Annotated in this window: 12 protein-coding genes; 6 read left to right on the forward strand and 6 right to left on the reverse strand. The window is 60.4% G+C overall.

The genetic code is table 11. The features are described 5' to 3' along the window. Positions 1-200: 200 nt before the first annotated feature. Positions 201-926 (reverse strand): phosphatase PAP2 family protein, encoded by a 726-nt coding sequence (locus BMH52_RS03340; protein ID WP_019817329.1) that lies wholly within the window; start codon positions 924-926, stop codon positions 201-203. A gap of 50 nt (positions 927-976) precedes the next feature. Next, the gene (locus BMH52_RS03345) at positions 977-2,926 is read right to left on the reverse strand and encodes an LTA synthase family protein (RefSeq protein ID WP_073842898.1); all 1,950 of its coding nucleotides are present in this window, start codon (positions 2,924-2,926) and stop codon (positions 977-979) included. Between the two features lie 201 nt (positions 2,927-3,127). Here BMH52_RS03345 and colR point away from each other — a divergent pair, with 201 nt between their 5' ends. From colR to BMH52_RS03370, 5 genes are all read left to right on the forward strand, one after another. Further along, complete coding sequence (colR, locus tag BMH52_RS03350; RefSeq protein WP_073842900.1) at positions 3,128-3,811, forward strand: two-component system response regulator ColR; 684 nt, start codon at positions 3,128-3,130, stop codon at positions 3,809-3,811. Continuing rightward, positions 3,801-5,081, forward strand: a complete 1,281-nt coding sequence (locus BMH52_RS03355) for a HAMP domain-containing sensor histidine kinase (RefSeq protein ID WP_019817331.1) — start codon at positions 3,801-3,803, stop codon at positions 5,079-5,081. The genes colR and BMH52_RS03355 overlap by 11 nt, the downstream gene beginning before the upstream one ends. A 188-nt stretch (positions 5,082-5,269) precedes the next feature. After that, the gene (locus tag BMH52_RS03360; protein ID WP_019817332.1) at positions 5,270-5,950 is read left to right on the forward strand and encodes a class I SAM-dependent methyltransferase; all 681 of its coding nucleotides are present in this window, start codon (positions 5,270-5,272) and stop codon (positions 5,948-5,950) included. A 4-nt stretch (positions 5,951-5,954) separates the two neighbouring features. Further along, positions 5,955-6,674 (forward strand): lipopolysaccharide kinase InaA family protein, encoded by a 720-nt coding sequence (locus tag BMH52_RS03365; RefSeq protein ID WP_019817333.1) that lies wholly within the window; start codon positions 5,955-5,957, stop codon positions 6,672-6,674. Beyond that, complete coding sequence (locus BMH52_RS03370) at positions 6,671-6,898, forward strand: hypothetical protein (protein ID WP_003193932.1); 228 nt, start codon at positions 6,671-6,673, stop codon at positions 6,896-6,898. Before BMH52_RS03365 ends, BMH52_RS03370 begins: the two co-directional genes overlap by 4 nt. A gap of 210 nt (positions 6,899-7,108) precedes the next feature. On the opposite strand, the gene BMH52_RS03375 is transcribed toward BMH52_RS03370, so the two are convergent. Genes BMH52_RS03375 through BMH52_RS03385 form a run of 3 tightly spaced genes read right to left on the reverse strand, consistent with a single transcriptional unit; the run spans position 7,109 to position 10,744 of the window. Continuing rightward, positions 7,109-8,206: a DUF1513 domain-containing protein gene (locus BMH52_RS03375; RefSeq protein ID WP_032902721.1), complete on the reverse strand. Its 1,098-nt coding sequence runs from the start codon at positions 8,204-8,206 to the stop codon at positions 7,109-7,111. A gap of 2 nt (positions 8,207-8,208) precedes the next feature. Continuing rightward, positions 8,209-9,273, reverse strand: a complete 1,065-nt coding sequence (locus BMH52_RS03380; RefSeq protein WP_054918348.1) for an imelysin family protein — start codon at positions 9,271-9,273, stop codon at positions 8,209-8,211. Between the two features lie 31 nt (positions 9,274-9,304). After that, on the reverse strand, positions 9,305-10,744 hold the full coding sequence (locus BMH52_RS03385; RefSeq protein ID WP_073842902.1) for a di-heme oxidoredictase family protein: 1,440 nt from the start codon (positions 10,742-10,744) through the stop codon (positions 9,305-9,307). A 140-nt stretch (positions 10,745-10,884) separates the two neighbouring features. Here BMH52_RS03385 and BMH52_RS03390 point away from each other — a divergent pair, with 140 nt between their 5' ends. Then, a complete protein-coding gene (locus tag BMH52_RS03390) occupies positions 10,885-11,448 on the forward strand; it encodes an NAD(P)H nitroreductase (RefSeq protein ID WP_073842904.1) in 564 nt (187 codons plus the stop codon). A gap of 135 nt (positions 11,449-11,583) precedes the next feature. On the opposite strand, the gene BMH52_RS03395 is transcribed toward BMH52_RS03390, so the two are convergent. Beyond that, positions 11,584-12,172: methyl-accepting chemotaxis protein (locus BMH52_RS03395; RefSeq protein ID WP_256575691.1), on the reverse strand; the 589-nt coding region annotated here is incomplete at its 5' end.

A 12,172-nucleotide genomic window follows, 5' to 3' on the forward strand; every position in this document is an offset into this window, starting at 1 on the left:
GATCAGAGCGCGTTCATATCCGTTAGTCAGGCAACGGCCATCTAGGGGCCGCCCTGCCGGGTTACCCAGGAGTTCAAGCCTGCGTTCGGCCAGCGTGGTTATCGAGATTGTAGTTGCCGTCGACCGCTGCAAAGTTGTGTCGATACTTATGGCCAATCGCAGGCAAGCCAGCTCCCACATTTGATCTTCGTTGCATTCGCTTAACTGACCGGCATCACGGCTTGCCGTGAAGGCCGGTACAGCAACAAGCAATACAGCCCCAGGCAGATCAGCCAGCAAAAGATCGCTGTCCACACATTGTGGGAAAAAAAATGCGCCCCTTGCAGCATACGGCTGACTGAAAACACGCTGCCCAGGCCGACAGCAAAGATGAACGCGTAGCGCGCCAGCCGTGGCCGTCGATCCCGCAGCGCGAAGAACCAGGCGAACAAGGCAAACCCGGTGGCGGCATGCCCGCCGGGCCAGCAGCGGCCGGGTTTATCGGTCGGCGGGCGCGGGCTGAGCAGTTCGCTGTAGGTTTCCTGGCCGCCGAACTCCTTGAGGCTCCAAGGGCATTGCACGGCGGTGATGGTTTTCAATGGCGACACGAACGCCGTCGCCATTCCCAGCGACAGCACCAGGCACACCAGTTCACGGCGGTACGGCTTGAGCCGCTGCAGGATGAAGCTGCCGACCAGGCCCAGAATCGCCAGCACCGAAAACAGGATCACCAGTTGCTTGGCACGGTCATGCAGGATGTCTTCAAGGAAGAAGCTATAGCGGCCAATGAAGCCGCCAGCCTCTGCGCTATAGAAATGCCTGGCCAGGTCCATGTCCAGTGACGTCAGTTCAAGCAACAGCAAGGCCACCGCAGCGCTGGCAGGCAGGCCCAGGCACAGCCAAAAATCAAGCGGTTTGGAAACCGGTAAAGAGGAGGCGGATTTCATCACGAACCTTGGTAGAAAAGCCCCGTGCTCACCTGCACGGGGCTTTTTGATTAGCGTTTGCTTAAGACTGGAGCCTCTTCCTTGGGCGCTTTCCAGCTCAGCAGTTGCTGTTTGTAGTCATAACTGGCGGCCTGGTAGTAGGTGATCGCCCGTTGAATCAAGGGGTCATCGCTACCGACGCGCAGCTCCTGGCTCTCGCCCAAGGCCTGGTCGTGGCGACGCAAGCCTTGGCGCGGGCTGAGGATTGCCAGGTCCTTGCCATCGAACAGACCCAGGTGCTGGTAATTGCCCACCACTACCCGTGCAGGCAATGGGTTGTCTTGCAGCAGGTTGCGGCCAAAGAATGTTGATTCGTAGCTCAGGTTGAGCAGGCCCAGCAAGGTCGGCGCCAGGTCGATCTGGCTGGCCAGTTGGGCGGATTCCCGTGCGTCGATCAGCTTGGGCGCGTAGATAAACAGCGGTATCTGGTAGTTGGTGATCGGCAGGTCTTCCTTGCCCGCGCTGCCGGCCGTGTGGTCGGCGACGAACACGAAGATCGTGTTATCGAACCACGGCTTCTGGCGTGCAGCTTCGAGGAACTGGCCGATGGCGTAGTCGGTGTATTTCACCGCGCCGTCGCGGCCCTTGCCGGACTTGATATCGATACGCCCGTCCGGGTAGGTATAAGGGCGATGGTTGGAGGTGGTCATCAGTTGCAGCAAGAACGGCTGCTGCTTGGCGTAATCGGCGTCGGCCAGTTTCAAGGTCTGTTTGAACAGGTCTTCGTCGGCCATGCCCCAGGCGTTTTTGAACGAGATCTCCGACTCTGGCACGCTGCTCTGGTCCACGACCCGATAACCGTTGCCGCTGAAGAACGCGTTCATATTGTCGAAGTAACCGCGCCCGCCGTAGACAAATACGCTGTCATAACCGATGGCCGAGAGCTGTTGCCCCAGGCTGGCGAACCCGCTTTCGCGGCCGATGCGCTTGACGATCGAACGTCCCGGCGTCGGCGGGACTGCCAGGGTAATGGCTTCCAGGCCTCGGTCGGTGCGCGTACCGGTGGCGTAGAAGTTATTGAAGTACAGGCTCTGTTGGCGCAATGCATCCAGATTGGGCGTGAGGTTGCGCGCATCGCCATTGCTGCCCATGTACTTGGCGCTGAAGCTCTCGATGGTCACCAGTACGATGTTGGGCTTGCGCAGTGTGCCGGGGTTGGTGATGGCACGGCGAATATCCAGCGGGTCCGGGTCGATAAAGCGGGCGTTGGGCTCACTCAGTTCGGCGCGCAACTGCTTGGCGACGACGTCGGTCGGCAGGCTTTTGTAGAACTGGGTGTAATCCAGTTCGTTGTTACGGAAGGCGGCGAAGAACTGATAAGGCCCGTTGCTGGCCAATTCGTTGTTGTACGCGTTACCGCCTTGGGTGCGTGGGCTGTCCTGGCTGACCAGTTGCAGGCTGAGGCCGGCGAGCACCAGCAGGCCCAGGGCGTTGACCAAACGGCCACGCAGCGCAGGCACGGGCGCTGCCATCGCGGCATTGAAGGGCTTGCGCAGAGCCACGCTCAGAATCAGTGCAAGCATCGCCAGCAGGCTCAGCAGCTTGCCGATCGGGTAAGACTCCAGCAGGTTGTTCAGTACCTCATCGGAGTACACCAAGTAATCGACAGCGATAAAGTTGAAGCGCACGCCAAACTCATCCCAGAACAACCATTCGGCCACCGAGGTGAACAGCATGGCGAACAGGCTGACAGTCAGCACCGCTTGCAGGAACCAGCGATGGCCACGGCGGCGCCACAGGGCTGGCGGGCAGAGCAGCAAATACAGGCCAAGCGGCAAGGCTGCGTAGGCGAGGAAGGCCAGGTCGTAGAGCACACCTACGCCAAACACCGGCAGCAGGTTGCCGCCGACTTCATCCAGGTGAGTGATGAGCAGCACACTGCGGGTGAGCAGGAAAACCACTAACCAGGCCCCGGTGATCAATAGCAAATAACGCATTGGCGCGGTTTTGAAAAAACCCATGTCTATGTTCCTTAGATCAATGGGGGGCGATCTTCTTCCTGAGGCTGTAGTCAGTTTGTGAAGCTATAGTGAAAAACTTGTTCGGCTCTGCAAACAGTTGAAAACCTTTATCAGCGGGGCTCTGCGCTCTATCCCTGAGCCCCGCTTGGCCTTAAGCTGCGCGAGCCAACACGGCCGTTACCGCGTACGGAGACACTGCCCATGCGAATTCTATTGGTTGAAGACAACCGCGATATCCTCGCCAACCTGGCCGATTACCTGGGGCTCAAAGGCTACACAGTGGACTGTGCGCAGGATGGTTTGTCGGGCCTGCACCTGGCGGCCACCGAGCATTACGACCTGATTGTGCTCGACATCATGTTGCCCGGCATCGATGGCTACACCCTGTGCAAGCGCCTGCGCGAAGACGCGCGCCGTGACACTCCGGTAATCATGCTTACCGCTCGCGACCAACTGGACGACCGGCTGCAGGGCTTCAAGTCTGGCGCCGATGACTACCTGCTCAAACCCTTCGCCTTGTCGGAACTGGCTGCGCGTATCGAAGCGGTGTTGCGCCGTGCCCAGGGTGGCGGGCGTCGTGCCCTGCAAGTGGGTGACCTGAACTACGACCTCGATACGCTGGAAGTCACCCGCGAAGGGCGCCTGCTCAAGCTCAACCCCGTGGGTCTGAAACTGCTCGCCGTGCTGATGCAGAAAAGCCCGCACGTTCTGCGTCGGGAAGTTCTCGAAGAAGCCCTGTGGGGAGACGACTGCCCGGACAGCGACAGCCTGCGCAGCCATGTTCACCAATTGCGCCAAGTGATCGACAAACCCTTCACCAAGCCATTGCTGCAAACGGTGCATGGTGTGGGTTATCGCTTGGCCGAGGGTCGTGATGGAGTTTAAGCAAAGCCTTGCCCAACGGATCATCATCGCCTTCGCCTTGATGAGTGCGTTGGTGGCGGGGGCCTTCGCCATCGGCATCATTGCGACCGTGCACCTGGTGGAAGAGAAGTTGATCTCGGCGGGCTTGGGCGGCGACTTGCAACGCCTGCTGTTGATGGACAGCGTCGAAGACTGGAACCATCGGCCGGAGCCGGACCAGCTGTTCTATTTCAGCGGCGGGCGTGGCGATTTTGAACTGCCCAAGGACCTGCGCCATCTGGACCCGGGGTTTCATGAGGTGTTTCGCGAGGCGCTGTCGTACCACGCCATGGTTGAAGTGGTCGATGGCCGACGTTATGTGTTGCTGCAAGACCAGAGCGATTTCGAAGAGCGTGAGCGCGTGCTGTTTGCGGTGGTGCTGGTGGGGTTCGTACTCAGCCTGGCGCTGGCGGCGTTCCTCGGCTGGGTGCTGGCCCGCAAGGTGATGGCGCCGGTGGTACGCCTGGCCCGCCAGGTCCGTCATCGTGACCAACTGTTGGGCCTGGCACCGCCCCTGGCGCCGGATTACGCCGCCGATGAAGTGGGCGAACTGGCGGTAGCGTTCGACGCCACCTTGGGGCGTTTACGCCAGGCGCTGTCACGTGAGCAATTGTTTACCAGCGATGTGAGCCATGAGTTGCGCACGCCCTTGATGGTCCTGGCGAGTTCCTGCGAACTGTTGCGCGAAAACCCGGCCATCGATCAACGTGGTCGCAACCAGGTAGAGCGCATAGCCCGTGCCTGTGAAGAAATGCGCGAGCTGGTGCAAACCTTCCTGATGCTGGCCCGCGCCAAACACGACGACGCTGCCAGTTCACCCCAAGGCAACCTCACCCAGGTGGCCGAAGACCTGCTCGGTATCTGGCGCGAGCCCATCGAGAAAAAAGGCCTGGCGTTGATCTACCTGCCGGGTAACCCCCTGGACACCCGCTACAACACCACCTTCTTGCACGCGGTGATGGGCAACCTGCTGCGCAACGCACTGCATTACACCGAGCACGGGTTTATCCGCCTGACCCTGGAGCCCAGTGGTTTCACGGTGGAGGACTCCGGTGTCGGGATCCCCGAAGAGAAGCGCGAAGCGATGTTCGAGCCGTTCGTGCGCGGTAGCGAGAAGCGTGGCGAGGGCCTTGGCCTTGGGCTCTCACTGGTGCAACGGATCTGCGAAAGCCAGGGCTGGAGCGTAAGCCTGAGCACTATGGAGCCCAATGGCTGCCGTTTTCACGTGGAGCTCAGCCCAGTCAAAACCTGACCCTTCAGTCTGTCGTTTTGCTGATGCAGACTGCCCGCTTTTCGGCGAAGATGGCCCGGTGCTACTGAATGTTTCTGTAAAGTCTTGAAATGTATGCAATTGGACAGGACAAGATTTTCACAACGAGTTGACCTGTTGATCACAGTTCGCTGCTTAAGGTCGTAGGCATCAGTTACTGGAGACGTAAGATGCCTTCCCCGATCAAGCTGGAATTTTCTGACAAGTACGACGATCAACACGCGCAGAAATATTTGCTCAAGCATCAGGACAATCTGGCTCGCCGGTTGTCCCACAAACGCGACGAGCAGTTGGCGCGCGGCGCATTGGCCATGGCCGGTGAGCCGGGCCTGGTGTTGGACCTGCCGTGTGGCGCTGGACGTTTCTGGCCGTTGCTGGCCGAAAAACCCAACCGTGTGATTATCGGAGCTGACAATTCGGCGTCGATGTTGAAGATCGCCACCGCTGCCCAACCGGCAGAGGTGGTGAAACGGGTACGCCCTTTGCAGACGTCTGCCTTTGATATCGATTTGCCAGATAACTCCGTCGACAGTATTTTCTGCATGCGCTTGATGCACCACATCGGTGATCCAGAGCACAGATTGACAATATTGCGCGAGTTTCAACGTGTTACCCGCGACAGCGTGATTATTTCGCTGTGGGTAGACGGTAATTTCAAGGCCTGGAAGCGCAAGCGCAGCGAAGTGCGTCGTCGCAAAAAAGGTGAGCAGGAAGGTTACCAAAACCGGTTTGTGTTACCGGCTGCTACTGTCGAGGCAGAATTCGAGCAGGCCGGTTTCCGTGTTCAGGAATCCCTGGACTTCATACCGCTCTACGCCATGTGGCGAGTGTATGTATTGCGCAAGAGGTAACAGGATGGCAGTTGAGTGCGTAGTAGGCAGTCATGTAGCTCCCGAAGAACGATTTGATTTTTTCTGGCGTCAACAGGGTGAATGGGTGGAAGAACCCAACCGCCGACGTGGTGGTGAAAGTGGCGTGCAACGGGTCATAAGCCCTAATGGCCGTTTGCTCTATTGCAAGCGCCAGACCGGCCACATTTACCGCAGCTGGCTGCACCCCTTTGGGCGTCCGACCGTGCTGCGTGAGCGTGATGCCCTCAAAGGCCTGCGTTTGCTGGATGTGCGTGTGCCGGAACTGGTGTTTTGCGAAGCACGTCGCGACCCAGAGCACCAGTGGAAAGCCCTGTTGGTCACCGCGTCTCTGGACGGTTTCGACGAGATTGAAAACTGGTACGCCGCCGGTGGCCGCGAACAGTATGGCGAGGCGGTCCACGAGCGCCTGCTGCAAGAGTTGGCCGGCACCTTGGCCCGTATGCACAAAGGCCGCTGGCAACACGGTTGCCTGTATATCAAGCACATTTTCGTGCGGGTTACCGGTGAGCCTGATGCGGCGACGGTGGAAGTGGCCTTGCTGGACTTTGAGAAATGCCGCCAGCGCCTGACCGCTTATCGGGCCGCGTCCCACGACATGCTGCAATTGCGTCGCCATTCGTCGTGGAATGATACCGACTGGAAAAAACTCAGCTACTTTTACGAGACGGCGTTTGGCAGCGCTATCAAGGGTTTAACCAGATGAAGCTAGAAATCGCACGAGGTTTGTTTCTGGTCGGGGCATTGGGTGTTGCGGCCCTGGCCCTGGCGGTATGGGAACAACCTCGTACACAAGTGTTGAGTGCGGTAGACGGTGGCGGGCAATGCCTGCTGCCACGCATTGCCAAGACGAGTGTGGCGGCCAAGCCCGACCATGAATTGTTGTTATTCATGTTCGGCATGTCTCAAGCGATGAGGCCGCAAAGTTGAAACGATTGACCCCGAAAAGGGCCTTGCCATGCGAGGCCCTTTTTTTATGGTGCGCCAGGCATGATCATTCCCACGCTCTGCGTGGGAATGCCTCTTGAGACGCTCTGCGTCTCGTCCGTTAGCGCTAGTGACGCAGAGCGTCACGGGTTGCATTCCCACGCAGAGTGTGGGAACGATCAAGCCCGCTCCCACATTTGATGTCGTCGGTCTTTAGACCAAGTGCAGGTGGTTATCCCAGAACCCCGCCGGTAACTCCAGTGGTGTTGCCAGTAACTTTTCCTGGCGGCAGTCATAGAAGCGGCAACGCCCCTGTCCTGATGTCACGACAAACCCATCCGCCACCGCACCCACCCCCGCACAGTCCGGCAAGGGCCCATCCAGGCGCAGTTCGGCGGTGTCCATGTCCCAGATAAAAAAGCGATTGCCACGAGGTGCTGTCAACGCCACCAGGCGCAGTTCGCTATGCACCGCCACGCTGGCGGTGTAATGCCCCATCGCCTGCAACTGTTCATCCGCCACTGGGAACGCCACGAACGGCTGCCCCGGGCGCTTGATCGCCAGCAACTCGGAACGCTCCTGGGACGGGCCCATGAACTGTTGCCCGGTGAGGATGGTGCCATCGCTGGCGATGCCCATGTGCCGCACGCTGTTCATCTGCTGGGCCAGGGTTTCCTTGCTGATCAGGCTGCCGTCACGGCGCATCAGCACCAGGCTCGGCTCCATGGCGTTGAGGTTCATTTCTACCCGGCTTTCGGCTTCGGTGCGAATGCCACCGTTGGCCACGATCAGCGTCTCGCCGTCGGGCATCCACGAGACTTGATGCGGGCCGATGCCGTGGGTAGAGATCTCGCCGCTGTGCACCAGCCGCTCACCTTCAAACTTATACACACCCAACAGGCCGCGACCAGGGTCGGAAGTGTCGTTCTCGGTGGCGTACAGCCAGTCGCCGCTCTTGTGGATCACCGCATGCCCATAGAAATGGCGGTTGGCGTTGGAGGTGATGGTTTGCAGCAGCCTGCCATCGCGCAGGTCGATCAGGTAACTCTCGGTGCCCGGTCGACGGGCCACGAACAGCGCAATCGGCAACGTTGGGTGGTTGATGATGTCATGGCAGCGCTGGCCGACCTGGGTGGCAAATACCGGCTTGCCGTCCAGGCGATAGCCGACAGCGTAGTGCTTGCCATCGGCATCATCGCGCGCCGACAGCAGCAGCGGGCCCTTGTCTTTATGCTTGAACAGCGTCCAGCCACCCAAGGTGATAGCGCTGAGCAGCACGCTGCCCACTGCCAAAGCCTGTCGCCTGAGCATCATCAGTCACCGTCGTTGGCGTTAAAGCCCAGTTGGACGCCCAGCGCCTTGGCCAGTTCACCTTCATGCAGGCGATGGACTACGTTGAGGCTGTCGTAGATGTCGTTGAGTTGCTGGCGCCCGGCGTCGTCGTTCAACAGTTCGTTGAGGGTGCGCTGGTTGCTGGCGAACAGTTTCAGCGACGCTGCGTAGGCGGCGTCGATTTTCTCGGCCAGGGGCTTCTGGTCCGCCGGCAGCAGGCCACGCAGGCCTTTGTTATCGACGCCCACCCACACGGTCTGCGCTGCGGCGAGGCTGGCTTCCAGGCTCTGCAGGGACGACTGGCTGCGCCAGGCATCGGCCTGGAACGGTTGCGGGATGCCCTTGGTCTGGCGGCCCATTGGGGTGCCGAGTTTTTTCTTCAGGGTGTCCAGGGCGGTCACTTGCACGCGCAGCAGGTCGGCGATGGCTTCGTGGGAATCAGCGTAGCGCTGGTTCGGAAACTTGGTCATTTGCGCGAGCATGCCGTCGGTGCTGTTCCAGCTGGCCAGGATCTCTTCGGCCAGGAGTTTCTGGCGCTCGCCGATAGCCATCAGCAACGGGCAATAGCGGGCTTTCTGGGCTTCGTCGGCGACGTCGGGCTTGGCGTCGTAGAGGATGTATTCGTAGGCCGACAGGCCCTGCACTACCACGCTGGATTTCGCCAGGGCCGCGGCGTCGATCTGCGGCTGGGCACTGACCAGTTGCTCGACCTGGCGGCCGACCAGGTTCTTCTTGTCTGGCCAGAACTGCACCTGCCACGCCCGGTTGCCTTCGGCCAGCGGGCCGATCAGCAGCGGTTGCAGCTCGGCCCAGGCTTTTTGTGCGTGCAGGAAGTCAGCGCGGGCGGTGTCCAGGCTTTCCTTGCCTTGGCAGTAGGCCAGGGCGCTGACGGCCAACTGACGGTCGGCCTCAACCCAACGGCTGTAGGTCGGCAGGATCACTTGCTTGGCGATGGCTGCCGAGGTCACTGCTTGCGGGTCTTGGGGCGAGCAGGCGCCCAAGGCCAGGGCGGCGAGGCTGGTGAATAACAACTTGGGACGAAACATGTCGAGCTCCCTTCTGTAAGTGGGGCAAAGCTTATAAAGAATTCAGGAACGCCAGCAACGCGGCACGCTGCTCGGCATTGAACGACAACACATGTTGCTGCGCCGCTTGGGCTTCACCGCCATGCCACAGCACGGCTTCAAGCAGGTTGCGGGCGCGGCCGTCATGCAGGAACTGGGTGTGACCACTCACGGTTTGCGTCAGGCCAATGCCCCACAGCGGCGGGGTGCGCCAGTCGCGGCCAGTGGCTTTGAATTCGCTACGGTTGTCGGCCAGGCCTTCGCCCATATCGTGCAGCAGCAGGTCGCTGTAAGGGCGAATCATCTGGTTGGCCAGTTCTGGTTCGGCGGCATTGGCGGCGGTGGTGAAGCTGGGCTTGTGACAGCCTTGGCAACCGGCCTGGTAGAACAAGTTCTTGCCGGCCAGCACTTGCGGCGTATCAACGTCCCGACGTGCGGGCACCGCGAGGTTGCGGGTGTAGAACAGCACCAGGCGCAGGATGTTATCGCTGACTTCCGGTTCACCCTGCGGGCCATTGCCGTTGGGCGCCTGTTTGCAGGCCACTTGGGCGTCGGTGCAGTCATCGAAGGGTCTCAGGGACGTGGTGAGGCCCATATCACCAGAAAACGCGTGAACGTTTTGTTGATTGAGGTTGGGCTGCCCGGCTTTCCAGCCAAAACGCCCGAGGACAGTTTTGGCCTGAGCGTCATCCCAGACCCAATTGGCGCGGCCGACAATAGCCTCTTTGTCGGCGGTCTTGGGGTCGGTGTTGCGCAGGATATCGGCATCGCTGATCGCTTCGAGCAGGCCCAGGCCGATCATCGGCGGGGCGATACGCGCCGAGAAGCGTGTGTCGGGGTGCATCGGGCCGTAGCCGAGTTGGGTGATCTGCAGGTCGGGCTTGCGTAATTCAACGAGCGTGCCGTCCTTGAACCTGACGTTGACCGGTGTGTAGTCGAACCGCACCTTGCCTTCCGGCGCAACGCCAGGTACGGCCATGTCCTGGAGTTGCCCACCGTAGACCGGCTCGGGTACCACGCCGATCTGTTCGATGAGCTTGGCGTAGGCTGGCTGCTCTGTAATAGAGGGATGGATGGACAGGCGCACCAGCATCGACACGGCATTGGGCGCGTCGGGCAGCGGCGGGTGGCCACGGCCATCCTTGATATGGCAGTTCTGGCAGGCGTTGGTATTGAACAGCGGGCCCAGGCCATCGCGCGCCGTGGTGGTGGACGGCGCAATCACCCACGGGTTGCGAAAGAAACTGTTGCCGACGCTGAAGTCCAGGCGCCGCGTCGGCGCGAGGTTGGCCGAGGGCAGGGAAAAGGCGTTCTGGTCGCGCTTGTTTACCGTCGCCGCGCCACCGGCCCGCGATTCACCCGGCTCTGCTTTCGTGAAGCGAGGGGCGTCATCGCAAGCAGTCAGGCTTAAAGCCATCAACGCTGCAGGCAGGTACAAAAGCGCACGGAACATCGAGATTCCTGGACGAGGGCAGAAAATTAAGGCGCAAAGTCTAACAGGGCAGGGCAGATTGAATAAGAGCAATTATCGTTTGGTGGCATCCCGATTCTTTCCCGCTAGAATGGCTGCACATTTTTTTATGGAGGTGGCCAATGCAGGCTCTCGACGCTTTGCTCAACCGTGTTTCCGTGCCCCGTTTGCTCGACCCGGCACCGACCCAGGAGCAGCGCGACCTGCTGTTCGCCGCCGCCATGCGCGCGCCCGATCACGGTCAACTGCGCCCGTGGCGTTTCCTCACCGTGGAAGGTGCAGCCCGTGAACAGATGGGCACGCTGTTGGCTGAAGCCGCCCGCCTGCAAGACGCCGACGCACCGCAAGCCGTCATCGATAAAGCCCAGAACGGCCCGCTGCGTGCGCCGCTGGTGGTGGTGGTGATTGCACGCTTGCAAGAGCATTTCAAAGTGCCCAAGTCCGAGCAATTGCTGGCCGCCGCCTGTGCGGCCCACGGCATTCTGCTGGCGGCGTATGCCCAGGGTATTGGCGCGGTGTGGCGTACTGGCGAATTGTCCTACTCGGCCCATGTCGCCAAAGGCCTGGGGTTGGCGGCGAATGAAGAAGTGATTGGCTTTCTCTACCTGGGCACACCGCAGAACCCACCGCGTACGGCGCCGAAGGAAGACCTGACGCCGTTCGTCCAGGCTTGGCCCGGTCGGTAATTCACCGCTGTTCTGCTCTATGTGAGAGCTGGCTTGCCTGCGATGGCATCGACTCGGTTTCACAGATACACCGAGTTGTCTGCATCGCGGGCGAGCCCGGCTCCCACCCAGATGTTTAGTGTTTTCAGAACCGAGTCAGACCCTGAACTGATCCATCAACTTCATCTGCTGGCTGGCCAGCGCATTGAGCTGGCTGCTGATCGCCGCCGACTCGGTGGCCTGGCCCGTGAGGGTTTCGGTCACGGTGCGAATCGCCGAGACGTTGCGGTTGACCTCTTCGGCCACCGCGCTCTGCTGTTCGGCCGCGCTGGCGATTTGCAGGTTCATGTCGCTGATCACGGTGACCGCGTCGCTGATCTTGCCCAGGGCTTGCACGGCTTGATGGATCTGCCCGGCATTGCTCTGCGCCTGGTGCTGGCTGGAGTGCATGGTCGCCACTACGCCACGAGTACCGCTCTGGATACGCTCGATCACCAGGCGGATTTCTTCCACCGAGTCCTGGGTGCGTTTGGCCAGGTTGCGCACTTCGTCGGCCACCACCGCAAAGCCACGTCCGCTTTCCCCAGCGCGCGCCGCTTCAATCGCCGCATTCAACGCCAACAGGTTGGTCTGTTCGGCAATGCTGCGGATCACCTCCAGCACTGAACCGATTTGCTCGCTGTTGACCGCCAGGGCTTCGACTTCGCCCACGGCTGTGCTGACTTCGTCGGCCAGGAGGTGATAT

This window comes from Pseudomonas sp. BTN1 (assembly GCF_001907715.1).
GTDB classification, from domain to species: Bacteria; Pseudomonadota; Gammaproteobacteria; order Pseudomonadales; family Pseudomonadaceae; genus Aquipseudomonas; species Aquipseudomonas paracarnis.

Excerpts from the sequence above, each read along its gene's own strand:
- colR (WP_073842900.1), top strand. The coding sequence starts at position 3,128 with ATGCGAATTCTATTGGTTGAAGACAACCGCGATATCCTCGCCAACCTG.
- BMH52_RS03355 (WP_019817331.1), top strand. The coding sequence starts at position 3,801 with ATGGAGTTTAAGCAAAGCCTTGCCCAACGGATCATCATCGCCTTCGCC.
- BMH52_RS03360 (WP_019817332.1), top strand. The coding sequence starts at position 5,270 with ATGCCTTCCCCGATCAAGCTGGAATTTTCTGACAAGTACGACGATCAA.
- BMH52_RS03370 (WP_003193932.1), top strand. The coding sequence starts at position 6,671 with ATGAAGCTAGAAATCGCACGAGGTTTGTTTCTGGTCGGGGCATTGGGT.
- BMH52_RS03385 (WP_073842902.1), bottom strand. The coding sequence starts at position 10,744 with ATGTTCCGTGCGCTTTTGTACCTGCCTGCAGCGTTGATGGCTTTAAGC.
- BMH52_RS03375 (WP_032902721.1), bottom strand. The coding sequence starts at position 8,206 with ATGCTCAGGCGACAGGCTTTGGCAGTGGGCAGCGTGCTGCTCAGCGCT.
- BMH52_RS03365 (WP_019817333.1), top strand. The coding sequence starts at position 5,955 with ATGGCAGTTGAGTGCGTAGTAGGCAGTCATGTAGCTCCCGAAGAACGA.
- BMH52_RS03345 (WP_073842898.1), bottom strand. The coding sequence starts at position 2,926 with ATGGGTTTTTTCAAAACCGCGCCAATGCGTTATTTGCTATTGATCACC.
- BMH52_RS03340 (WP_019817329.1), bottom strand. The coding sequence starts at position 926 with ATGAAATCCGCCTCCTCTTTACCGGTTTCCAAACCGCTTGATTTTTGG.
- BMH52_RS03390 (WP_073842904.1), top strand. The coding sequence starts at position 10,885 with ATGCAGGCTCTCGACGCTTTGCTCAACCGTGTTTCCGTGCCCCGTTTG.
- BMH52_RS03380 (WP_054918348.1), bottom strand. The coding sequence starts at position 9,273 with ATGTTTCGTCCCAAGTTGTTATTCACCAGCCTCGCCGCCCTGGCCTTG.